The following is a 23,853-nucleotide window of genomic DNA, read 5'->3' as shown; positions in this document are numbered from 1 at the left end:
TACTAATCTGAATGATTATTTTTTCTTAGCTCCGGAAACTGCGTTTGAAAGATCAGCTCCAGCCTTGAATTTAGCAACTTTTTTAGCCGCAATTTTGATTGGCTTTTTAGTAGCAGGGTTAATACCTTGTCTTGCAGCTCTCTCAGCAACTGAGAAAGTACCGAATCCTACTAAAGAAACTTTACCGTCTTTTTTCTTTAAAGTAGTCATTACGTTATTGATGAATGATTCTAAGGCAGCTTTGGCTGCAACTTTAGTGATACCTGCATCTTTTGCGATTGCGTCGATTAATTCAGACTTGTTCATAATTTTTTTAATATTAAAGTTAGTTCGTTATAATAGCAAATATAATACTATTTTCTATATGTGCAATTTTTTTATAAAAAAATAAGTAATTTTTTCGTTTTTAACTTAATTTGGTTAAAATATGATAATTTACTTTTTTGCGTAAAATGTACGATACACGTTACTAAAATCATGCCAAATGCTTATGTACATTGACTTTATGAAAATTGGAGTATTATTTTGTGTATTTATTAAATCCTAAATTTCGTATAAAGTAATAATACTTTCATCATATATTTACTGATTCTTTAATTAAAAACTGCAAAAATTATGTTTTAACCAATTAAAACGCTGTCGCTCTGATAGTTTTAAAATCAACCCAAAACGCTGTTTTATTGATTTTTATTAATAAATTTGCACTATGTTAATAGAAGTTTTTAAGTCTAAGATTCACAGGGTGAGAGTTACGGCTTCTGACCTTAATTATATCGGCAGTATTACAATAGATGAAGACCTTATTGAGGCGGCAGGTCTTGTTGTAGGAGAGAGAGTGTATATCGTAAATGTAAACAACGGTGAACGATTTGATACCTATGTGATCAAAGGTAAAAGGAAATCCGGGGAAGTTTGTCTCAATGGCCCGGCTGCCAGAAAAGTACAGAGAGACGATATCATCATTATCATCGCTTATGCACAGATGACTCCTGAAGAAGCTAAAGATTTTCAGCCAAAAATTGTTTTCCCTGACGAAAAAACAAATCTTTTGACGTAATCTATGGAGAAAAAAACGAAGAACCCCTTAAAATCAATTCTTACAATAGTAATCTCGCTTGCTTTTGCAGGTTTTTTTTTATGGTTTGCTTTAAAGGGATTAGATTTTAAAGTCATACAGAAATCATTATCAAAAGCAAATTACTGGTGGGTAGCATTTGCAGCCTGTTTCGGAATTGCGGCATACTGGTTCAGGGCAATACGCTGGAACCTGATGCTGGAGCCAATGGGCCACCGTATATCAAACTCCAATTCCCTGTGGTCGATCTCTTTCGGATATTTGATGAATCTTACCATCCCGAGAAGTGGCGAAGTGGCAAGGGCAACGGCTCTTTACGGTGTTGAAAAAGTGCCCGTAGATCAGTCTTTCGGGACAATTATTCTGGAAAGGGTGGTGGATCTCGTGTGTATGATTATATTTTTGTGTTTAACAGCTATATTTAAATTCAATACGATTTTATCATTTTATCAATTTGTAATGGAGAAGAAGGACGAAAAAGAAAAATTTGTTCCTAACTTTTTTGAAAGGCAGATGATGAAACTTGGAATAAATGATTTTAATTCTTTTTATTTCTATCTTAAATTAGGTTTAGTTGTATTGATTGTAATTGGTTTGGTTCTTATTTATAAATTTAAAAAAGAAAAACTGATTAATTTTGGAAAAGGAATTCTTCAAGGTTTAACATCCATATTCAAACTAAAGCAAAAGGGAAAATTCATCCTTTATACAATAGGTATCTGGGTTTCCTATTATTTTGCAGCCTATCTGGTTTGCTTCGCATTACCGGAAACTTCAGATTTTACTTTTGATGACGGATTCCTGATTCTCGTAGTCGGTACTTTCGGGATGATTATCCCTGCAAGCGGCGGAATCGGAGCTTTTAACCTGGCGATGAAGTATGGCTTCATGGCCTTATTTATCTCAATGGGAAAAAGCGGTGAAGTCGGAGGTGAAGTCGGATTAACCTATTCTTTTATTTCATTGCCGCTGCAGATTGCCATTATGCTCGTAATGGGATTAATTTCTATTCCGATGCTGGCGAAGGCAAGAAATGAGACGGTTGCAGAAAAAGAGTTTGAAGAATAAATAGTTTTAAATAAATATAAAATCCAGTCATAATGATCGGATTTTTTATGTCTGAATAAAGACATTTTTTATAAACTGCAATATACCTATTTTTTTGTCACAAAATAGTTTGGAAAATCCCTAAAACAGCCATAACTTCGATAACCAATACAATAAACCCCTCGTACTATTATGGCAATTAATTTACAGAAAGGACAAAGAATTGATCTTGGATTCACAAGAATGACCATCGGTCTGGGATGGGATCCGAATGAAGGAATGGGATATGATTTTGACCTTGATGCTTCCGCAATCATGATTGATGCGGAACGGAAACTGGTAAGTGAAGAATATTTTGTTTTTTATAATAATCTAAACTCTCCCGACGGTGCTCTTACGCATACAGGAGACGACCCGAGTGGTAAAAACAGCGATGGTGACGATGATGAGTCGATAATCATTGATCTTGAAAAAGTTGACGAAAGAGTTCAGGAAATTCTTTTTGTGGTCACCATTGAAGATTATGAGCGGAGAAAACAGAATTTCGGGCAGGTAAGGAATTCATACATCAGGATTATTGATAACCTCACTCACCAGGAAATTGCCAAATACGAACTCGATGAAGATTTTTCCATAGAAACGGGAATAGAATTCGGAAGATTGTATAAACGTGGCGGCAACTGGAAATTTGAAGCTTCCGGAATCGGGTACAGAGCAGATTTAGGCTTTTTTCTGGAAAAATACTATAAAGGACAAATTATCAAATAAACGTAAAAAGAGGCTTCCGGTAAGAAGTCTCTTTTTAAATTATAATAATAGAACCTTTATAAAACTTGGTGCAGTCATACAGATCAGAGAAGTATTGATACATTTCGGGCTGCAGAACCAAGCCGTATCTTTTCTCATTGTAGCCTTTTTCGGCCAAAGTATACAGCACCTTGTGATCTTGTTTTAAGAACTTAAAAAGATACTTTTCTTCGCTGTCTGCCATACCGGTGAAAAAAATGCCGTAGATCACAAAATGGCTAAAGCCTTCGGAGTTCATGATAAATGAAAATTTGTTTTGCAGATAACCCTCGTAATCCGAAAGCATTTTAGAAAAATTTCCAATGCACACCGGGTCTGAGATATCATAAAAAATATCAATTCCGTGAATAAAAAGCTGCGCTTTCAGCTCTTCGGGGTCCGAACCGTAGCGGTCATCAAACCAGTTGAAAATACAGGTGAATTCTTCCCTTGAGAGACTTTCAACGTTGTCGAGTGTTTTCTTTTTAATGATTTCAAGACTTGCCTTTTTATCATCCTCCAGAAAGGTAAGGATACTGTTTTCTTCGCGGCAGAGTTTATTGTAAAGGTTAATCTTTGCGCTTACAGGATTGGTCTTAATGAAATAGAGTTTGTCTTTCATAATGCTATGTAATCCCTTGTTTATTGGTGTTTCGATACTAAGGTAGTGAAAAAATACAATGATTGCATCACTCATTTAATGTTTACGAAAGTTTCCGTGTACCAAATCTATTTTGAATGTAAATAAAAAACCATTAAGCTGATTAACTTAATGGTTTAAAATCTTGTTATCCAAATGCTCTCTTCAGTAAGCTTTCCACTTTCGGCTCGCTTCCCCTGAAACTTTTGTAGAGTTCCATCGGGTCTTTGGTACCGCCGGAAGAAAGAAGAACTTTATATTTTGCGGCAATTTCAGGATTGAAAATTCCGTTTTCCTTAAAATACTGGAAGGCATCGGCATCCAGAACTTCTGCCCATTTGTAAGAGTAATATCCCGCAGAATATCCGCCCTGGAAAATATGAGAAAAGCTCGGACTCATCGCTGTTTCAGGATTCACGGGGTATAATTGTGTAGCCTTCGTATATTCATCTTCAAATTCTTTAACACTCTTACTCTCTAACTCTCGAACCTTTGTATGGTAATTCATATCCAGCAATCCGAAACCGATTTGTCTTAAGGTCTGGTAGCCTTCCATAAAGTTTTTCGACTGAGCGATTTTTTCAATTTTTTCATCCGGTAAAACTTCTCCGGTTTTATAATGTCTGGCGAAAGTTTTCAGGAACTCCGGTTCGTAGCAGAAGTTTTCTAAGAACTGCGAAGGAAGCTCTACGAAATCCCATTTTACAGAAGTTCCGGAAAGAGTAGGATATTGCGTATTGGCAAGCATTCCGTGAAGTGCGTGCCCAAATTCATGGAACAAGGTTGTCACTTCCTGAAATGTCAGCAGGCTCGGTGTGTCTTTTGTAGGTTTACTAAAGTTGCAGACAATGGAAATATGCGGACGGGAATTTTCACCGTTTCTTTGATACTGGTTTTTGTAGCTCGTCATCCATGCGCCGGCTCTTTTGCCTTTTCTCGGAAAGTAATCTACGTAAAGCAGGGCTTTAAATGCCTTTGGCTTCTGGCTATTGGCTTCTTGCTGATTGTCATTATGAGCTTGTTGAAGAATTTCGGAAACCTCATAAACTTTCACATCTTCATGGTATTTCGGGATATCATTTCTTTCTTCAAAAGTCAATCCGAAAAGTTTTTCAGCCAGTCCGAAAACAGCATCCTGAACCTGGTTTAAAGGGAAATAAGGTTTTAATTCCTCATCATTAAGGTCAAATTTTGCTTTACGAAGCTTTTCTGCATAATAAGCATGGTCGTAAGCCTGTATTTCTTCGATTCCGTCAGCTTTTGCCAATGATTTCAATTCTTCAATCTCTTTGTGGGCATACGTTTTTGCTTTGGTTAAAAGTTCGTTAAGGAAGTCAATAACTTTTGCAGGAGATTTTGCCATTCGTTCTTCCAGAACATACTCTGCATAGGTTTTATAGCCTAATAATTCGGCCTTTTGCTGTTTTAATGTGAGAAGCTCTTTAATTAAATCTTGATTATCAAACTCACCGCCGTCGAAAGATTTTTTACCGTTGGCCAATGCAATTTCCTTTCTTAATTCGCGGTTTTCCGCATACGTCATGAAGGGAATATAGCTTGGGTACTGTAAGGTAATCACCCACCCTTCAAGATTTCTCTCTTTGGCTTCTTCTGCATATTGTTCCAGAATGGCCTCCGGAATTCCGGCAAGATCTTCTTTATGGGTGATATGTTTAAAATAGCTGTTGGTTGAAGCCAGCACATTCTGCCCGAATTTAAGTGACTTTAAAGAAAGATCCATGCTGATTTTCTTTAATTTTTCCTTGTCTTCCTCATTCAGCAAAGCGCCGCTTCTTACAAAACCTTTATATGTTTCATTTAAAAGCATCTGCTGTTCATCATTCAGGTTATATTTTTCCTTTTCATCATACACTTTTTTAATTTTATTGAAAAGTGCTTCATTCTGAGAAATTTTTGAAGAATATTCCGTTAAAATAGGGGAGACTTCCTGTGCGATCTGCTGCAGTTCATCGCTTGTTTCCGCCGAGTTAAGATTGAAAAATATATTGGACGCCACATCAAGCTGCTCACCGGAATACGCCAATGCTTCAATGACGTTTTCAAAAGTAGGATCTTCAGGATTGGTAACGATAGCCTCAATTTCTTCTTCCGATTTTTTTATCAATTCCCTAAATGCAGGAAGGTAATCTTCATTGTTGATTTTATTAAATGGTGCTGAATGATATGGTGTGTTAAATCTTTCTGTTAAAATATTCATATTCTAATTTTTAATTCTTGTAAATTTAATGATTCTGCTGAACCGACAGCGAAAATGCTCAAAAATGATGCCTGAGAAAGAAGTTGTGACAAATTGAACGGTATCGAATAATCTTGTCATATGCGAAGAGGTGACGATGAAGAATTAATTACTTTTGACAGCAAATAAAACGCGATTCATGTTGAAAAAATAATTTTAAATACCTTAAACTATGAAAACAATTTTAAAAATTCTGGGTGTCATTCTTCTTCTTGTTGCTGTATATGCAGTGATTGCCATGCTGGCTTTCGGCAACAAATATCATTACGGAAAATCGATGGTTATCAAGGCTCCGAAAGAAAAAGTATGGCAGCAGATCAGCTCTATGAAAGCCTTTAACCGGTGGAATCCCTGGATGAAACTGGATCCGAGTATGAAGCTTGTTTATTCCGGAAATGAAGGTGAGATTGGTGATAAATATTGCTGGGACAGCAAAAATGATGAAGCAGGGGCTGGATGTCAGGAAATCAAAGAGCTGGTACCGAACCAGAAACAGAAAACAGAGATGATTTTTAAAAAGCCGTTTGACGGGCAGGCTACTTCTGAAATTATTTTGTCGCCCGAAGGAAACGATACAAAAGTAACCTGGACGATGGATACGGAACAGGAGGCCTGGATGAAAATAATGCGGCCAATGATGGATTATCAGATGGGAAAATCTTATGAAGAAGGTCTTACCAACCTCAAAAACGTAGTTGAAAAATAAAAAACGAAAGCCTTGCACTTCTGCACGGCTTTTTTTCTTGCTATTTTTCCCGGCCAATCTGATTAATAGAATTATGACCTTCTTTATATTTCGGATTAGGTCCGTACCTGTTATCTCTCCGGTCTCCATCAGCCAATATCATAACAAAAAAATAAAAAGGAATGAATTGGAACCAGCCACTGTTCCCAACATCATGGCATCTTTTCACACCCTGGGTTATCCTGAAAACGGTTCCTGTAAACCAGGTGATGACAACGATAATATAAAAAAAGATAAGATTGGTAAGTGCCGCTAAAAGCACACTTCCAAATAATGCTGCGGCATATATGAGGCAGGATAATACAAATTCAGTTCTTCTGATTCTTCCGCGTATGGAAAAAATATCTTTAAACATCATCTTAGTTTTTAAAAATTAAAAGACAAAAGTAAAAATTATTTAAAAAATATTATCTTTATATAAAGATTCGATGTATGGAGAAGACAGTATTTGAGAAAAATAACATAAGAGATTATGTAAAAACAGTGATTGCTGAAAAGATTGAAAAGCTGAAGAATTTTATTGAATTCACTCAGGAGGCAAGCCGGGATATAAAAAAAACTCCTAAATATGACAGCATGCGTGAGGAAATGCAGGAAGAAATTTACCAGATGCAGCGTCAGTTGGGAGCGTTGAATGATTTGAGTAGAAACATGGCCAAAGTGCTGAATAACTCCACAGAAAGAGTGCAGCTGGGTTCTTTGGTGATTACGAATAAAGCCCGGTTCTATATTTCAGTATCATTGGGAGAATTCTTTTTTGAAGGCGACAGATTCTACGCCATCTCTTCCGAAAGTCCGATGGCTAAAAAAATGATGGGCATGAAATCAGGAGATGAATTTACACTGAATAAAATCCACCAGAAAATCGTTGAAGTACTTTAGTATGAATGATTAATTTGTTAAGTAGGTCATAGCTATCATTCTGAACAGTCATATAATTAAGAATCTTCTGGAGTATCTTTTCTTCGTCAGAATGGAATTATTAAATAAATGTATATCGCTAAAACTATCAGCTGCCAACAATTTGCAGGCAACTTTTTCCTAATTTTGTGTTATGAATAAAGCAGAAGTTTTAAAAGAAATCGTAGCACAAAGAAGAAGCATTTTCCCAAAAGACTATACCGATACGGAGATTTCCCAGGAAATCCTTAACGAAATTTTGCATTCGGCAACATTGGCTCCCAATCATAAACGTACAAAACCATGGCGGTTTAAGGTGTTCAGAGGAGAAGAAAAAGCAAAGCTTGCCTTAGAAATGCAGGCAATCTATAAAGCAACACAGCCGGAACAACTTTTTTTAGAAAAGAAATATAACGATATCGGTTTTAAGATCAATAAAGCAGATGCGGTTGTTTCTATTGTGGTCAATTTCAGCGGAATGGTCCCGGAATGGGAGGAAATTGCAGCAGTTTCAATGGCCGTTCAGAATATGTATCTTACCTGTACGGCTCACGAAATAGGATGTTACTGGAGTTCTCCGAAGCTGGTAGATCATTTGAGAGATTCTCTGACCATCGAAGAAAACCAGAAGTGTTTAGGCTTATTTTATTTGGGTAACCTTCAATAATAGCCCTGATCGAGCGGCCTGTCTGAGCTCTTTTTAGGTTTCGGCGGCGGCTCCGCCGCCGCCGAAACCTAAAAAAGCGAGTAGCGAGAGCAGGTTCCCGGCTCCTGAAAATTGCCTGAACTGATAAAACTTTTTACGCAGATCTTTTTACTTCAAACTTTTTTGTTATCTTTGCACTCTTAAAATATTTAACTGGGACGAGTTCCCTTAAAATTCAAACATTATGTCAGTAAAAATCAGATTACAAAGACACGGTAAAAAAGGGAAACCTTTCTTCCACATCGTGGTTGCAGATTCCAGAGCTAGAAGAGATGGTAAATTCATCGAGAAGTTAGGAACTTACAACCCAATTACTAACCCTGCAACAATCGATTTAAATGTTGATTCTGCTGTAAAGTGGTTAAACAACGGTGCTCAGCCAACTGATACGGCAAGAGCTATTCTTTCTTACAAAGGTGCCCTTTACAAAAAACACTTACAAGGTGGTGTTGCTAAAGGAGCTTTTGATGAGGCTGAAGCTGAAAAAAGATTCAACGCTTGGGTAGAAGCTAAAGACGCTAAAGTACAAGGTAAAGTTGAAGGATTATCTAAAGCACAGGCTGATGCCAAAAAAGCTGCTTTAGACGCAGAAGCTAAAGTAAACGAAGCAAGAATTGCTGCTGCTGCACAAGCTGATGCTGATGCTAAAGCTGCTGAAGAGGCTGCTAATGCACCTGCTGAAGAAACAACAGAAGGAGAAGCTGCTGCTGAATCTACAGAAGAAAACACTGAAGCGTAAAAAAAGCCCCGTATGCGTAAAGAAGATTGCTATTTATTAGGAAAAATCACACGCAGACACGGACTTGCGGGAAATGTTATCCTTAAATTGGATACCGACCAACCCGAGCTTTACAATAAATTGGAATCAATATTCGTTGAAATCAACGGATTATTGGTTCCTTTTTTTATTGAAAGAACAGCATGGAGCAAATCTGATGCACTGAATATTTCTTTCAAAAATTCTTCGGAAGCGCTGGTAGATCAGTCGTTAGGTAAAAATGTCTATTTGCCGCTTTCAACCCTGCCAAAACTTTCCGGGAAACAATTTTACTATCATGAGATCATCGGGTACAATATCCTTGATGAAAATGATAACGACTGCGGTGTGATACGATCCGTAAATGATCAGACTGCCCAAACCTATTTTATTACCAATCTCGACGGAAAAGAAGTGGTAATTCCTATGATCAAAGATTGGATTCTTGAAGTAAACAGAGATGAAAGATTCATTAAAATGCAACTTCCTGAAGGTCTTATCGATGTTTTTCTGGTTCCTTCCAAAAAAGATGAATAACTTTTTCCTCTGAAGAAATTCGTTTTTTATTATTTACCCATTCATTTTTCTATTCACATTTTCAATTTGTTCATACATTTTATTGAAGAATATTTTCCGGTCACGATTACCGGAGGTACTCAGCGACTTTGAGTTTTTAATCTGATGCTCAAAATAGTTCTGTGTTTCTTTGCAGGTTTTTTCGTCATTAATCAATAAATACCCGAACATATTGGTGGGAATGGCAAAAAGAGACTGTTGGGGATGGTGAAAAAATATATCATTGGAGAGATGCATCAGTTCATTTTCATATAGATGGAATTTCGGGTTGTTCTCGGTTTTCTTTTCAATATATTCTATTAATTCCTTCAGTTCCTGCAGAATGATTCCGGCTTCATTTTTTTTCAAAAGACCCGTTTCGTGATAATATACAATTTGCTGTAAAACACTGGCGGCAGTCATGTCGTTCCACAATTCGACCACGTTCTGTTCTTCATATATTTTTCTTAATTCTTTGGTATTCAATTCAAAATTCGGAGGAGAAAATTCTAAGAAAGGGATGAAGACCTGTTGGGCATTAAGAAGATTCATCCAGACATAAACCTTAAAACGGGAAAGCAGCGTATCTGAAAGGGTGTAAAAGAAAGGAATGTCTTTCGCGGAGTAATAAATGGTCATTTCATTACTGAGCGGAAGATTTTCAAAAACCTTGAGGTTATTCCTGAAAAAAGATTCCAGGTCTTCGGTTTTGGTCACAGCTGAAGTTTTTCTTGCAACAATCTGATGATCGGAAACCTGAAACTGATCTAATGAAATCTGGAAATAATTTGCCAGCGCCAGTGCTTCTTCAAAACTGAATTTCGCTTTCAGGGAAGTTCGCCGGTGCGCGGCATCATAGCTGATGTTAAGAATATTGGCAATTTCGTCATTCAAAGATTTATCGCCAATCTTTCTTCGGATTTCTTTAAGCAAACGTTCCTGATGCATGTTTTGCGATTTTCACAAATTTAGTTATTTATTTTAATTTTTTTCCGCATTTATTCCATTGCCTTTCACCAATATTTTTGAAGTATAATTTAAAAAAATCAATAAATTATTATGAAAACATTACCTTATATTTTAATCTCTTTACGGTTTATTCTTGCGCCTGTCATTCTTTCCTTATCTTATTTTATTGGTGAAAAATCCAGGTTTTTAATTTTAGGTTTAATGTGTTTCGGGTTATTAACCGATATTTTCGATGGAATAATTGCCCGGAAAGCCGGAGTTTCTACTGAAAAACTAAGACGACTGGATAGCCAGACCGATTTAATTTTCTGGCTTTCACTAGGATGTGCAGTATATTTTTTAAACTCTGATCTAATAAAGACCGAATGGATTGGCGTCGTTATAATTCTGGGAATGGAGGCTTTATGTTATATCATAAGCTGGCTGAAATTCGGAAAAGAAACCTGTACTCATGCCTTTCTGTCAAAAATGTGGGGATTAAGTCTGCTCGTGGCATTTACTTATCTCATTGGCTTCCAACAAGCGGGATGGTCATTTTATCTGACGGTTGTTCTCGGATTTATCGCACATATTGATGTGATTCTCATTATTCTGATTCTTCCGAAATGGCAATATGACGTTCCGAGTTCTTATCACGCATGGAAAATCAGGAAAGGAAAAAAGAGGAGGAAGTCGGTATTGTTCAATTGATAATAATCCTAACATGTTTTTACCTTAAATAATTGATAAATGATTTAATTAAAACAGAGCAATCTTCATATTGCTCTGTTTTTTTGTAACTTTGCACTCATTAATTTTTACACAAAAATTTTAATCAACAAATGAAAAAGCAGACAATTAAGGAAATCCTGGAGGATTACAAGAAAGTATTACATCATGACATTACGGTTTACGGCTGGGTAAGAACATTCCGTGCCAATCGTTTCATTGCACTAAATGATGGTTCTACGATTAATAATTTGCAGATTGTTGTTGATTTCGAAAATTTCGACGAAGAAATTATTTCTAAAATCAGTACGGCAGCTTCCCTTAAAATTGTTGGTGAAGTGGTAGAAAGCCAGGGTGCAGGACAGGCCGTAGAAATCCTGGCGAAGAAAATTACCATTTTAGGAGATAATTTTACGGAGGAGAGAGACAAAACCATCCTTCAGCCTAAAAAACACTCGCTGGAAACATTAAGAGAGCAGGCTCACTTAAGATTCAGGACCAATTTGTTCGGAGCGGTTTTCAGAGTACGTCACGCGGTGAGTTTTGCCATCCATTCTTTCTTTAACCAGAATCAATTCTTTTACATCAACACTCCTGTCATTACCGGAGCAGATGCAGAAGGAGCAGGAGAAATGTTTGGCGTTACCAACTTTGATTTAAACAATATCCCGAGAGACGAACAGGGAGATATTGATTTTGCACAGGATTTCTTCGGGAAAAAGACCAACCTAACGGTTTCCGGACAGCTTGAAGGGGAAACGGCAGCAATGGGATTGGGAAGAATTTATACATTCGGTCCTACGTTCCGTGCAGAAAATTCAAATACGACAAGACACCTGGCGGAATTCTGGATGATTGAACCGGAAGTCGCTTTCAACAACTTGGAAGATAATATTGACCTTGCGGAAGATTTCCTGAAATATGTGATACAGTATGTTTTGGATAACTGTAAAGACGATCTTGAATTCCTGGACAAACGTTTTGAGGAAGAGCAAAAATCAAAGCCGGAAAAAGAAAGAGCGAAAGAAGGTCTTATCGAAAAACTTGAAAATGTAGTTTCAAAACGCTTCAAGAGAGTTTCTTATACTGAAGCGATTGAAATCTTATTAAATTCTAAAGAAAATAAGAAAGGAAAATTCCAGTATCCTGTTGAAAATTGGGGAACCGACCTTCAGTCTGAACACGAAAGATATTTGGTTGAAAAACACTTCGAAAGTCCGGTAGTTCTGTTTGATTATCCGAAAGAGATCAAAGCATTCTACATGAAACTTAATGAAGACGGGAAAACCGTTGCGGCAATGGATGTTCTTTTCCCGGGAATCGGTGAAATTATCGGAGGTTCTGAAAGAGAGGCAAGGCTTGATGTATTAAAGCAGAAAATGGCAGAAATGCATGTAGATGAGCATGAACTTTGGTGGTATTTAGACACCAGAAAATTCGGTTCTGTTCCGCATGCCGGTTTCGGATTAGGATTGGAGAGGTTAGTTCTTTTCGTGACGGGAATGACGAATATCAGAGACGTAATCCCTTTCCCTAGAACACCTAAGAATGCAGAGTTCTAAAAAATTATTTTAAAAATACCGAAATCCTTCTGTTTAAAACGGAAGGATTTTTTATTTACTAAAATTTTGGAAATTAACACAATTGTAAAATATCTTAATTGATAAAAATTTTCTCTTTATTACAGAGTTATAAAAACTCAGTTGGAATTCTGGCTTTTTGGGACAACAGGAGGATACCCTGATAAATTGGAATATAAATAATAAAAAGCCCTGACAAACATCGGTCAGGGCTTTTCTGTTTATTTTAAATAGTTTATTATACCCTTACTACTGCAAAAATCGTGCTAAAATTTATTTTTGTCAAAATATTTCACTAAATTCGTGCAATATGTTATGTTAAAACACCATCTAGTAATATGCTTAAACAACACTTACAACTCAAATTAGGACAGAAGTTGGCGCCTCAGCAGATCCAGTTGATGAAGCTGATCCAGCTTCACACTCTGGAATTTGAAGAGGAACTTGAAAGAGAATTGGAAGAAAATCCTGCATTGGAAATTGTAAAAGAAGAATCTAAAGAGGATGATTTCTCGTCTCTGGAAGACTCTTATGAAAGTGAGGGTACGGAAAGCATTGAAACGGATTTTGATGTAGACCAATATCTTTATGACGACGAGCCAAACTATAAAACAGCATCCAGTAATTACTCTCCTGATGACGAAGAATTTGATAACGAAAGCCTTTTAACCGAAGGGCAGTCTCTTTACGATTATCTTCTGGAGCAGATTCATCTTGTAAATATCAGTGAAGAAGATGAAAAAATTGCAGAGTATCTCATTGGAAACTTAGATACAGATGGCTACCTCAGAAGGGAAATAAAATCAATTGTTGATGATCTCGCTTTTTCACAGGGTATTTATACCACCAAGGAAAGGGTAGATGATATTCTTGAAAATTATATCCAAAAGCTCGATCCGCCAGGTGTTGGAGCGAGAGGACTTCAGGAATGTCTTCTTTTGCAGATCGAAAAGAAAGTAAGTTCTGATAAAGCGGTTTCTCTGGCGGCTAATATTTTGAGGTATCAGTTTGATGCGCTTACCAACAAACATTACAACAAGATTATTCAGAAATATGATATTGAGGAAGAAGATCTGAGAGATGCGCTGGATGAGATTTCAAAATTATCTCCAAAAGTAGGAGGAAATTTCGATACTCAGACCATTACCATCAATCAGGAGATTATTCCGGATTTTGTAATACAGGTAAAAGACGGACAGGTGCTTCCGATGCTGAACAGTAAAAATGCCCCGACTTTACGGGTGTCTGAAGAATATAAAGATATTTTAACGACGTATTCTCACGATAAAAATTCGTCTGAACATAAGCAGGCTGCATTATTTATCAAACAGAAGCTTGATGCTGCAAAGTGGTATATTGATGCGATTAATCAACGTCAGAATACCTTATTGCAGACGATTACTGCAATCGTAAAATTTCAGAAAGACTATTTTATCACGGGAGATGAAAAGTCGCTGAAACCGATGATTCTGAAAGATATTGCCGATATTACAGGATTTGATATTTCTACCATTTCAAGAGTGGTAAAGAGCAAATATGCCGATACCCCCAACGGGATTATCTATCTCAAAGACCTTTTTTCAGACAGTCTTACGAATGATGACGGAGAGGAAGTTTCCACGAAAGAGATTAAGACCCATCTTCAGGAAGTCATCAGCAAAGAGAATAAAAGAAAGCCTCTAACCGACGATGCACTGGTAATGATCCTGAAAGAACAGGGGTACAATATTGCCAGAAGAACGATCGCCAAATACCGTGAACAGCTCAATATTCCGGTAGCGAGATTAAGAAAAGAACTTTAAAATACATAAAAAAGCACTTCAACATGAAGTGCTTTTTTATGTTACTCAGTTTTATTAGAAATATTAAATTTCCTGAGAATCGATTTCTCTGAGCTGCTTGAGATTTTTATCAAGCTTACTCATGATAATTCCATAAACCAGCCTGTAATAAAGCCAGATCAGCAATACGGAAAATGCAGTGGTTACGATGACCCCGACTACAAATATGGTCATCTCAGAACTTTTAGGCTCTACATTCTGAGCGTTTAAAGAGTAAAATATAAAGATGGTAAAGATCGAGGTAAAAGCTACCAGTAAAAGAATACTGATTAAGATAAAGGCATTAACGGTTTTCTTGAATGTAATAATTCTTGTAATCAGTCCTTTAAGATTTTCCTCAATTCTTATTTTACGGTAGTTCTGATAAAATTTAAATACAAAATATGCCGTTACAATAAGGCTTAATACTTTCAGTATCCAATAAATGTTATCAAAGCTGCTTTCAATCTGGGGTGTTTTCTCTGCGCCAAGCTTTTCAAGGATATTGAGAAATCCGTTGTCTTCTTCGCCCTGAAAGAAATAAAAGATCCCCATTACAGAGAATAACAAAAATTCCGCTACACTGATCCAGAAAATGTATTTCACATAATTCCGCGACTTTCTGTTGAGCATCTTAAGGATTTCATTGTCGTCGTATTTCTTCTGAACAGGTTGCTCCTGCCACGTCTTCTTAAAGCTGTCTAAATCAAACTCAGGCATATTTTTCCATCTTTTCTTTAAGGGTTTTCTTTAATCTGTTCATTTTCACACGCGCATTAACTTCGGTGATTCCGAGGTTTTCTGCAATATCCTTGTAAGGCAAATCATCCAGGTACATCATTACAATCGCTCTTTCCACATTCGGAAGCGTTTTTATTACAGTATACAAAAGTGATACCTGCTGTTGTTTTTCATCATCATCTTCAATAAAATCGGCATGATTGATGTCCAGCTCATTAGTTGGTAAACTTTTGGCTTTTTTTCTGAAAAGAGTGATGGCTGTGTTAAGGGCCACACGATACATCCATGTAGAAATTTTAGAATTTCCTTTAAATGAGTCATAACTTCTCCATAATTGTAACACAATTTCCTGAAAAAGATCTTCCTCATCTTCCAAAGAATTGGTATATAAACGCGATACTTTGATAATCAAACCTTGATTATCTTTAATAAGCTTCGCAAATTCTTTTTCCTTTGAGGCCAATGTGGATGTATAATTTTAGTGGTACGAAGATAAAGAAAATATCAATTTAAGCATGTAATAATTTAACAATCTAGCAATTATTAAAGTCAGCATAATTTTCCATTGTTATGTTGGTACATTGCTGAATTGTTACATTAAATCGTATCTTTGCAGCCACGAGAAAGTCGGCTTGTTGATTTCCCGTTTTCGGGAGGTAGGAAAGTCCGGACACCGTAGAGCAGCAAAGCGGATAACATCCGTCACCCGTGAGGGTAGGACAAGTGCAACAGAAAGGATGTACAGTTCGGCTGTAGTGAAATCAGGTAAACTCTTTGTGGTGCAATGATAAGTATATCGGTTCTTTTCAGTAATGAAAATAGGAGTTGCTCGCTCTGAAAGCCGAGGGGTAATCAGCTAAAGTCCTGCAGCAATGCAAGACGCAGATAAATAACAGGCACTTCTTCGGAAGAACAAAATCCGGCTTACAGATTTTCTCGTGGTTTTTTGGTCTAAAATTTAAGATTTAAAGTCAAGATTATAACTTTGTTTGATAATCAATTAATATTATTTTTCGCTTTCCAGTTGTTTTTTTGCCTTCTCCAATTCTGCACGGCCTTCTTCAGATAACGTAGGATATTGCAGGTTCATTTTTTCCAGAGTGTCAATGATAATCTGTATAGCTGCAACTCTTGCAAACCATTTATCGTCTGCCGGAATTACGTACCAGGGAGCATAATCCTTTGAAGTTTCATTAATGGCTTCTTCATAACATGTCATGTGTTTGCCGAATAAGGTGCGTTCAGGAAGATCAGCAGCCGAAAACTTCCAGTTTTTTTCCTGTTCGTTAATTCTGTCTAAAAGCCTTTTCTTCTGCTCATCTTTAGAGACATTTAAGAATATTTTTACGATTGTAGTTCCGTTATCAGTAAGATGTTTCTCAAAGTTTCTGATGCTTTCATATCGGTTTTTCCAGAACCTGTTATCAAAATCCTTTACAGACTTCCATGTTTTTTCGTTGAGGTTATATTCAGGATGTACCTTACATACCAGTACGCTTTCGTAATGAGAGCGGTTAAAAATTCCGATCATCCCTTTTGAAGGTAGTGCGATATAATGCCTCCACAAAAAGTCATGAGCATATTCTTTGGGATTGGGTGTCTTAAAACTGGTAACATTGCATCCTTGCGGATTTACACCTCCGAAAACGTGCTCTATCAGGCTGTCCTTTCCTGCTGCGTCCATAGCCTGCAAAACAACCAGAATAGCTTGGCTTCCGTCAGAATACAATTTTTCCTGTAATTCGCGAAGCTTTATCTTTTCAAAGATGAGCATTTGCTCGCCTTCTTCTTTGGTAAGTTTTCCCTTATATTGTGTTAGAGCTTTTTTAATTGAAAATTTTCCTTTTACTAAAAAATCATCTGAGAAATTGGTGTCCATATTTTATTTAGTTATTAAAAGATAAAAGATAAAAGATAAAAGATAAAAGATAAAAGATAAAAGATAAAAGATTTCATTAAACATTAAGCATTAAACATTAAACATTAAACATTAAACATTAAACATTAAACATTAAACATTAACTCATCTAAATTCCAGCCAAACCTTACCTAAATATAATAAAAAAACCGCCTCACTGAGACGGTTTTTCTATTTTTTGAGTAGAGATTACTTTGCAGCAGCAGCTTTTTTAGCTAATTTTGCAGCTTTTTTCTCTTCCTTGGCTTTAGCTTTCAATTCAGCAGGAGTTAAAGGTTTTGGATCCGGAGCGTTTGGATCTACGTTTCCTTTGATGTAGATTACGCTTCTGCTGTTTGCAGGATCATTGGAAAATACTTCGATCATTTTGTTGAAACCACCGTTGATGGCCGTGTTGTATCCAACTTTGATTTTGGCAGATTTTCCAGGCATGATAGGATCTTGGCTGAATTCAGGGGTTGTACATCCACAAGATGCCTTTACGTTTGACAGGATAAGAGGCTTATCACCGGTATTGGTTACTGTAAAAAATCTTGTGCCGTCTGAACTTGGCTTGATTGTACCGTAATCAAAAGTTGTTTTATCAAACGTGATCGTTTGTGCAGATGCAAGAGCGAAAGTTCCGAACAATGCAATTCCTGCGATTAATTTTTTCATATTCTTGAATATTAAATATGTTGTTAGATAAATTTTAAGAAACAAAGTTAAAAATTATTTTAATTCATACTTAAAATTTTTTTTCTTTAGACTATTTTTGCAAATTGTAAATTAAAGTAATAGAATTTATGCAGATTTCAGAAAAGTACAATCCACAGGAAACAGAACAAAAGTGGTACAATTACTGGTTGGAAAACAAATACTTCCATTCAGAGCCAAATGATAAGCCGCCTTACACTGTTGTGATCCCTCCGCCAAACGTGACGGGGATTTTGCACATGGGGCATATGCTGAACAATACCATTCAGGATGTTCTGGTCCGCCGTGCAAGAATGCAGGGGTTCAATGCCTGCTGGGTTCCGGGAACAGATCACGCTTCCATTGCTACGGAAGCCAAAGTTGTTGCTAAACTGAAATCTGAAGGGGTCAATAAATCTGATATTACAAGAGAAGAATTCTTAAAACACGCCTGGGAATGGACCGATAAATATGGCGGGACCATTCTTGAACAGCTTAAAAAGCTTGGATGTTCATGCGACTGGGACAGAACCCGTTTTACGATGGAAGAAAAACTCTCTCAACAGGTAATCAAATCATTTGTTGATTTATACAACAAAGGACTGATCTATCGTGGATACAGAATGGTAAACTGGGATCCGGAAGCCAAAACCAATATTTCCGACGAAGAAGTAATCTTTAAAGAACAGAACGGTAAATTATATTTCCTTAAATATGCCATTGAGGGATCAGAAGAGTTTCTTTCGGTGGCTACAACACGTCCTGAAACTATTTTTGGAGATACTGCAGTGTGCATCAATCCGAATGATGAAAGATATGCCCACCTGAAAGGTAAAAAAGTTATCGTACCGATCGTAAACAGAGTAATTCCGATTATTGAAGACGAATATGTTGATATCGAATTTGGAACTGGTGCTTTGAAAATTACGCCCGCACATGATATCAATGACTACGAAATCGGGCAGAAGCACAACCTGCAAATGATAGATGCTTTGGATGATGACGGAAATCTGAATGACTACGGGTTACATTATGCCGGGAAAAACAGATTCGAGGTAAGAAAGCAGATTGCCAAAGAACTGGAAGAAAAAGATCTTTTGCTGAAAGCTGAAGATTATGTAAATAAAGTGGGAACTTCAGAAAGAACAGGTGCGGTTATTGAGCCTAAAGTTTCCGTTCAGTGGTTCCTTAAAATGTCTGAAATTGCAAAACCGGCTTTGGATGTTGTAATGGATGATGAGGTTAAATTTTATCCTGAAAAGTTTAAAAATACCTACAAACACTGGATGGAAAACATCCGCGACTGGAATATTTCCCGACAGCTTTGGTGGGGACAGCAGATTCCTGCGTTCTATTATGGAGACGGAGAAAATGACTTCGTTGTTGCAGAGACCATCGAAGAAGCTTTAGCTTTAGCCAAAGAAAAAACTCAAAACGCAGAACTCGAAATCCAAAACTTAAAACAGGACGAAGATGCTCTTGATACCTGGTTCTCATCATGGTTGTGGCCGATGTCGGTTTTTGACGGATTAATTGATCCTGAAAATAAAGATATTAATTATTATTACCCGACTTCAGATTTGGTAACAGGTCCTGATATTATTTTCTTCTGGGTTGCCAGAATGATTATGGCCGGATTGGAATACAGAAAAGAAGTTCCTTTTAAAAATGTTTATTTCACAGGAATTGTAAGAGATAAGCAGAGAAGAAAAATGTCTAAATCTTTAGGAAATTCACCTGATCCGCTGGAACTGATGGACAAATATGGAGCAGACGGAGTTCGTGTAGGAATTTTATTAAGTTCAGCAGCAGGAAATGACCTCCTTTTTGATGAAGATTTAATGCTTCAGGGAAGAAACTTCATGACGAAAATCTGGAATGCCTTCCGCCTGATCAATATGTGGAATCACGAAGACAAGTCGGCTAACTCAACAGAAACACAGACTATCGAGTGGTTTGAAAATAAAATGAATAAAACCATTGCTGAAATTGATGACCAGTTTGAAAAGTTCAGGATTTCTGATGCTTTACATTTGATTTATAAACTGATCTGGGACGATTTCTGCGGCTGGTATCTTGAAGCTATCAAACCTAATTACGGAGAAGGAATTTCGAAAGAAGTGTATACTCAGACTATTTATTTCTTTGAAGAATTAATGAAATTACTGCATCCTTTCATGCCTTTCTTGACGGAAGAATTATGGCAGACGATTTCAGAAAGAGATCATTCTCAGGCCTTGGTCATTGCCCAGCAGAAAAAAGCAGGAGCATTTAATGAAGAGATTATTAATAATTTTGAAACAGCGGCAGAACTGATTTCCGGAGTGAGAAATTACCGTCAGACAAAAGGAATTTCGCCAAGAGAAGCTGCCGAAATTTATACCAATGCTTCAGCATTTGCAAACGAATCTGTTATTAAGAAATTAGCTAATGTTTCAGAAATTCATTTCGGAACAAAAACAGATAAACCAAGCTTTACTTTCCTGGTGGGTGCAACAGAAGTATCCATCCCTTTAAGTGAAAATTTAGATTTAGGAGAAGAAAAAGCGAAAACAGAAGAAGAGTTGAAATATTTAAAAGGATTCCTGATTTCTGTAGACAAAAAACTTTCCAACGAGAAGTTTGTTGCCAATGCCAAACCTGAAATCGTTGAGGTTGAGCGCAAAAAACAAAAAGACGCTCTCGATAAGATTGCAATTTTAGAAGAAAAGCTGAAAAGTTTATAATAAATGGTTTAGGTTAAGGTTGAGTCTCAAGCTTAGCCTGAACCTTAATCTTAGCCTGAATATAACATGACACACATAGAAAACATACAAAAACTATTTTCTAAAAACTTCGTGGAAAGTCCTTTGCTGGAAAGTTTCGAAGTAGGAAAGATATACCTTTCAAGCGGGCACCTTGTTGCCTGTGATCCTTTGATTACAAATGACATGAAACCCTTCACAACACTGTTTCCGAAAGGAGATTTCTCTGTTTTGCTGCATAAGGAGAGAGAAAGTAACTGTGTAGCATATGCCGAAATCATTTTCAGTCAGGCCGATATTACCGATTGGCAGCTTGCAACTACAGAAGGTCAGAACATAAAAGATCTGGAGGAAGGCGAGGTTTTCGGATATCCTGTAGAAAGCGGCATGGGTTGTTTTATGGATGCTGATACCCAAAATAATCTTAATGCACTTGAGCAAAGACTATATCACAGCAAGGGTGCAGACTTTATGGGCATCTACGAAGAATTTTTTCATGAATATTTCTTTGATGAAAAAGGAGCAATTGACCAGTTTGCATTTTTAAAACCATCAGAAGATCATCCTGGAACTATTTTTGCCTTTGAAACGGGATACGGGGAAGGATTTTATGCAAGCTATATTGCTTACGATAAAAACCGGGAGCCTGTAAAAATCGTAACTGAATTTATTGAAATTAGTTAAATCTAAATATAATCTGGTAAACCAATACAAACATAAACGTATTAAAGGCAATGAATTTTTCATCAGAACAACCCAAAATCATCGTTATAGGCAGTTCATCAATAGATCTTGTCCTGGAAACGGAAAAAGTACCAGGTCCGAATGAGACGGTTATTGCCGGCCAATCCGAAAGTTTTTTCGGCGGAAAAGGTGCTAACCAGGCTGTAGGAGCAGCAAGGCTTGGTGCAAGTGTGCATTTTGTAGGTTGTGTCGGCCAGGATCCGGTGGGGCAACAGATCATGAGGAATATGATCAGTGAAAATGTGAATGTCGACTTCGTTTTTGAGACGGATCATGAATCCAGCGGAACCGCTTATGTTACCACTTCACAGGGAAATTCAGCCATTGTGGTGGTACCCGCGGCTAATAATTATTTAAGCACGGAACATGTAGAATCTGCGGACCGCTATTTTCAGACTGCAGATTTAATTCTTCTTCAGCTTGAAGTTTCTATGGATGTTGTGGAATTTTCAGTTGATAAGGCAAAAAAATATGGTAAAAAGGTAGGACTTTACGCATCTCCTGCACAAAAACTGTCTGAAAGAATCGTTGAAAATCTTGATTTTATCATAGTTAAAAGCAACGAACTGCATATTCTTTTCGGGGAAGATCAAAGAGAGGAAATTCTTAAAAAATATTTCAATAAAGTTTTTGTAAGAGATGATATCAATTCTACCGTCTATTTTGACGGAACAGAGATGAAATACTGCAGGAATGAAAAAGACAGTACGATCTACAAAATGGGAATGGGCGACGCCTTTACCGTAGGGTTTTCTATTGCATTATGTCACAACAATGATATTGAAGATTGTGTAAAATTCGGAAATGAAGTTTCTGCGAGGGTTTCTTCGAAAAAAGGTTCGCAGACCGGACTTCCCAGATTGTCAGATTTCGTTTCATAAACTATTTGTCACATATCAAAAGCTGTGAAAACAGCACACATATCCAAACTAAATTTCCACTTTTATAGTGGATTTTTCTTTATCTATGGAGAAGTTAATAATAACCACAGGAGATCAGGCTGCTATCACAGCTCATTTGTTTTTACCGGAGCATGATGATCACAAACTATTGCTTATCAATTCTGCAACAGGCGTAAAACAGCAGGTCTACTTTTCTTTTGCCCAATATTTTGCAGAAAATGGTTTCACTGTAATAACATATGATTATCGCGGGATAGGACTTTCAAAGCCACGAAATATGAAAAACTTCAAGGCGTCTATGAGAATCTGGGGATCTGAGGATTTTAAGGCAATTACCGAATATATCAAACAAAATTTTAAAGACTATAAAAAATTTGGTCTGGGACATTCTGTGGGAGCCTTAATTTTAGGGATGAATAAAGATTCGCATATCTTCGAGGAATTTGTTTTTGTAGGAACCCAAAATGCTTTTGTAGGAAATTTAAAACTCAGAACAAAAATAGAAGCCTATCTGGGATTCGGCATTGTACAGCCGTTAACCACAACATTATTAGGGTATTTTCCTGCGCAATGGTTTGGATTGGGAGAAAGTCTTCCAAAAAATTGTGCATATGACTGGAGAACCTTAATTTTAAACAGGAAATCAACGAATGGTTTATTAGACAAAACCGATGATTATTCTAAATCGTTAACGCAGAAAGTATTTGTAATCAGGGCTGAAGATGATGTATGGCTGACTGAAAAGGGCGTAATGAGTTTACTGAATGATACTTACCCCAATCTTAAACCGACTTACAGGCTAGTCAAAACCTCCGAATCTGATAAAGGTGAAATAGGACACGTTAACTTTTTTAGAAGCTATAACAAAAAGCTCTGGAATATTATTTTAAATGAATTGATATAAATGAAGAATCTGATCAAAAACACTGTAGAATTTGTAAAAGAAAAACTTAAAGGTGCCGAAGCAGGGCACGACTGGTATCATATTGAAAGAGTATGGAAGCTTTCAAAAAAAATTGCCGAAACAGAAGACTGTAATCTGGAAGTTGTAGAATTGGCAGCACTTCTTCATGATATAGCCGATCCCAAGTTTCATAATGGTGACGAAACGCTGGCGCTGAAAGTTTCAAGCGAGTTTCTGGAAAGTCAGCACGCTTCAGAAGATATTATTGAGAAAGTTTTATTCATTATTAAAAATATCTCATTTAAAAACAGGGCAGAAGCGCCTGAAGATCTTTCTATTGAACTTAAAATTGTACAGGATGCGGACAGGATTGATGCGATCGGAGCGATTGGTATTGCCAGGACGTTCAATTTCGGAGGTTTTAAAAATAATCTGATGTACGATCCGGAAATTGAGCCTAAGCTCAATATGTCGAAAGAAGAATACAAAAAATCTGACGGAACCACTATCAATCATTTCTACGAAAAGCTTTTACTGCTGAAAGATCTTATGAATACCCAAAAAGGAAAAGAAATTGCAGGGGAAAGACATGATTTCATGCTGCAGTTTCTTGACCAGTTTTATAAAGAGTGGAACGTGGGCTGATATTTCTTCTGAAAGCTTTAAAATAAGTATCTTTG

25 protein-coding genes and 1 other RNA gene are annotated in these 23,853 nt (G+C 36.9%); 17 read left to right on the top strand and 9 right to left on the bottom strand.

From position 1 onward, the window contains the following. Positions 1-15: 15 nt before the first annotated feature. Positions 16-306 (bottom strand): HU family DNA-binding protein, encoded by a 291-nt coding sequence (locus ACYT6F_RS01580; protein WP_029294646.1) that lies wholly within the window; start codon positions 304-306, stop codon positions 16-18. A gap of 400 nt (positions 307-706) precedes the next feature. Between ACYT6F_RS01580 and panD the strand changes: the two genes are divergently transcribed. The 3 genes from panD to ACYT6F_RS01565 all read left to right on the top strand — a co-directional run bounded on the left by panD (position 707) and on the right by ACYT6F_RS01565 (position 2,890). Next, positions 707-1,057, top strand: coding sequence for an aspartate 1-decarboxylase (panD, locus tag ACYT6F_RS01575; RefSeq protein ID WP_029294648.1), 351 nt, complete (start codon positions 707-709; stop codon positions 1,055-1,057). A 3-nt stretch (positions 1,058-1,060) separates the two neighbouring features. Continuing rightward, positions 1,061-2,143: a lysylphosphatidylglycerol synthase transmembrane domain-containing protein gene (locus ACYT6F_RS01570; RefSeq protein WP_472599583.1), complete on the top strand. Its 1,083-nt coding sequence runs from the start codon at positions 1,061-1,063 to the stop codon at positions 2,141-2,143. A gap of 171 nt (positions 2,144-2,314) precedes the next feature. Continuing rightward, positions 2,315-2,890 (top strand): TerD family protein, encoded by a 576-nt coding sequence (locus ACYT6F_RS01565; RefSeq protein WP_472599582.1) that lies wholly within the window; start codon positions 2,315-2,317, stop codon positions 2,888-2,890. A gap of 34 nt (positions 2,891-2,924) precedes the next feature. On the opposite strand, the gene ACYT6F_RS01560 is transcribed toward ACYT6F_RS01565, so the two are convergent. Both ACYT6F_RS01560 and ACYT6F_RS01555 read right to left on the bottom strand, forming a co-directional pair. Then, complete coding sequence (locus ACYT6F_RS01560; RefSeq protein WP_472599581.1) at positions 2,925-3,530, bottom strand: hypothetical protein; 606 nt, start codon at positions 3,528-3,530, stop codon at positions 2,925-2,927. A gap of 166 nt (positions 3,531-3,696) precedes the next feature. Then, complete coding sequence (locus tag ACYT6F_RS01555) at positions 3,697-5,766, bottom strand: M3 family metallopeptidase (RefSeq protein ID WP_472599580.1); 2,070 nt, start codon at positions 5,764-5,766, stop codon at positions 3,697-3,699. 211 nt (positions 5,767-5,977) lie between these two features. Between ACYT6F_RS01555 and ACYT6F_RS01550 the strand changes: the two genes are divergently transcribed. Then, positions 5,978-6,511: an SRPBCC family protein gene (locus ACYT6F_RS01550; protein ID WP_472599579.1), complete on the top strand. Its 534-nt coding sequence runs from the start codon at positions 5,978-5,980 to the stop codon at positions 6,509-6,511. 40 nt (positions 6,512-6,551) lie between these two features. Here the strand turns inward: ACYT6F_RS01550 and ACYT6F_RS01545 are convergent, their stop codons facing one another. Then, positions 6,552-6,908 (bottom strand): DUF805 domain-containing protein, encoded by a 357-nt coding sequence (locus ACYT6F_RS01545; RefSeq protein ID WP_472599578.1) that lies wholly within the window; start codon positions 6,906-6,908, stop codon positions 6,552-6,554. A gap of 74 nt (positions 6,909-6,982) precedes the next feature. On the opposite strand from ACYT6F_RS01545, the gene ACYT6F_RS01540 reads away from it, so the two are divergent. The 4 genes from ACYT6F_RS01540 to rimM all read left to right on the top strand — a co-directional run bounded on the left by ACYT6F_RS01540 (position 6,983) and on the right by rimM (position 9,450). Beyond that, complete coding sequence (locus ACYT6F_RS01540) at positions 6,983-7,432, top strand: GreA/GreB family elongation factor (protein WP_472599577.1); 450 nt, start codon at positions 6,983-6,985, stop codon at positions 7,430-7,432. Positions 7,433-7,604: 172 nt separating this feature from the next. Continuing rightward, the gene (locus tag ACYT6F_RS01535) at positions 7,605-8,117 is read left to right on the top strand and encodes a nitroreductase family protein (RefSeq protein WP_472599576.1); all 513 of its coding nucleotides are present in this window, start codon (positions 7,605-7,607) and stop codon (positions 8,115-8,117) included. A 223-nt stretch (positions 8,118-8,340) separates the two neighbouring features. Further along, the gene (locus ACYT6F_RS01530; protein WP_472599575.1) at positions 8,341-8,895 is read left to right on the top strand and encodes a 30S ribosomal protein S16; all 555 of its coding nucleotides are present in this window, start codon (positions 8,341-8,343) and stop codon (positions 8,893-8,895) included. 12 nt (positions 8,896-8,907) lie between these two features. Beyond that, entirely contained in the window at positions 8,908-9,450 is a 543-nt protein-coding gene (gene rimM, locus ACYT6F_RS01525; RefSeq protein ID WP_472599574.1) for a ribosome maturation factor RimM, read from the top strand. Positions 9,451-9,483: 33 nt separating this feature from the next. On the opposite strand, the gene ACYT6F_RS01520 is transcribed toward rimM, so the two are convergent. Beyond that, entirely contained in the window at positions 9,484-10,416 is a 933-nt protein-coding gene (locus tag ACYT6F_RS01520) for an XRE family transcriptional regulator (RefSeq protein ID WP_472599573.1), read from the bottom strand. A 111-nt stretch (positions 10,417-10,527) separates the two neighbouring features. Here ACYT6F_RS01520 and ACYT6F_RS01515 point away from each other — a divergent pair, with 111 nt between their 5' ends. The 3 genes from ACYT6F_RS01515 to rpoN all read left to right on the top strand — a co-directional run bounded on the left by ACYT6F_RS01515 (position 10,528) and on the right by rpoN (position 14,527). Continuing rightward, positions 10,528-11,127, top strand: a complete 600-nt coding sequence (locus ACYT6F_RS01515; protein WP_472599572.1) for a CDP-alcohol phosphatidyltransferase family protein — start codon at positions 10,528-10,530, stop codon at positions 11,125-11,127. A 131-nt stretch (positions 11,128-11,258) separates the two neighbouring features. After that, positions 11,259-12,707 (top strand): asparagine--tRNA ligase, encoded by a 1,449-nt coding sequence (gene asnS, locus ACYT6F_RS01510; RefSeq protein ID WP_472599571.1) that lies wholly within the window; start codon positions 11,259-11,261, stop codon positions 12,705-12,707. A 356-nt stretch (positions 12,708-13,063) separates the two neighbouring features. Next, a complete protein-coding gene (gene rpoN, locus ACYT6F_RS01505; protein ID WP_169229395.1) occupies positions 13,064-14,527 on the top strand; it encodes an RNA polymerase factor sigma-54 in 1,464 nt (487 codons plus the stop codon). Between the two features lie 63 nt (positions 14,528-14,590). On the opposite strand, the gene ACYT6F_RS01500 is transcribed toward rpoN, so the two are convergent. Then, a complete protein-coding gene (locus tag ACYT6F_RS01500; RefSeq protein ID WP_472599570.1) occupies positions 14,591-15,265 on the bottom strand; it encodes a beta-carotene 15,15'-monooxygenase in 675 nt (224 codons plus the stop codon). Further along, the gene (locus ACYT6F_RS01495) at positions 15,258-15,749 is read right to left on the bottom strand and encodes an RNA polymerase sigma factor (protein WP_472599569.1); all 492 of its coding nucleotides are present in this window, start codon (positions 15,747-15,749) and stop codon (positions 15,258-15,260) included. The genes ACYT6F_RS01500 and ACYT6F_RS01495 overlap by 8 nt, the downstream gene beginning before the upstream one ends. 156 nt (positions 15,750-15,905) lie before the next feature. Between ACYT6F_RS01495 and rnpB the strand changes: the two genes are divergently transcribed. Beyond that, positions 15,906-16,229, top strand: an RNA gene (rnpB, locus tag ACYT6F_RS01490) — RNase P RNA component class A. 63 nt (positions 16,230-16,292) lie between these two features. On the opposite strand, the gene ACYT6F_RS01485 is transcribed toward rnpB, so the two are convergent. Continuing rightward, positions 16,293-17,165: a PPK2 family polyphosphate kinase gene (locus tag ACYT6F_RS01485; RefSeq protein WP_472599568.1), complete on the bottom strand. Its 873-nt coding sequence runs from the start codon at positions 17,163-17,165 to the stop codon at positions 16,293-16,295. A 228-nt stretch (positions 17,166-17,393) separates the two neighbouring features. Next, on the bottom strand, positions 17,394-17,861 hold the full coding sequence (locus ACYT6F_RS01480) for a DUF1573 domain-containing protein (protein WP_248391278.1): 468 nt from the start codon (positions 17,859-17,861) through the stop codon (positions 17,394-17,396). 128 nt (positions 17,862-17,989) lie between these two features. Between ACYT6F_RS01480 and ACYT6F_RS01475 the strand changes: the two genes are divergently transcribed. From ACYT6F_RS01475 to ACYT6F_RS01455, 5 genes are all read left to right on the top strand, one after another. Then, positions 17,990-20,605, top strand: coding sequence for a valine--tRNA ligase (locus ACYT6F_RS01475; protein ID WP_472599567.1), 2,616 nt, complete (start codon positions 17,990-17,992; stop codon positions 20,603-20,605). Positions 20,606-20,671: 66 nt separating this feature from the next. After that, positions 20,672-21,307, top strand: coding sequence for a DUF4241 domain-containing protein (locus ACYT6F_RS01470; protein WP_472599566.1), 636 nt, complete (start codon positions 20,672-20,674; stop codon positions 21,305-21,307). A 50-nt stretch (positions 21,308-21,357) separates the two neighbouring features. After that, positions 21,358-22,248, top strand: coding sequence for a ribokinase (locus tag ACYT6F_RS01465; protein WP_472599565.1), 891 nt, complete (start codon positions 21,358-21,360; stop codon positions 22,246-22,248). A gap of 85 nt (positions 22,249-22,333) precedes the next feature. Then, on the top strand, positions 22,334-23,173 hold the full coding sequence (locus ACYT6F_RS01460) for an alpha/beta hydrolase family protein (protein WP_472599564.1): 840 nt from the start codon (positions 22,334-22,336) through the stop codon (positions 23,171-23,173). Next, positions 23,174-23,818, top strand: a complete 645-nt coding sequence (locus ACYT6F_RS01455; protein WP_472599563.1) for an HD domain-containing protein — start codon at positions 23,174-23,176, stop codon at positions 23,816-23,818. The last annotated feature ends 35 nt before the right edge of the window (positions 23,819-23,853 follow it).

The sequence above is a fragment of the Chryseobacterium sp. NG-CE01 genome (genome assembly GCF_055695505.1).
This window is presented reverse-complemented; position numbering and strand designations above follow the sequence as displayed.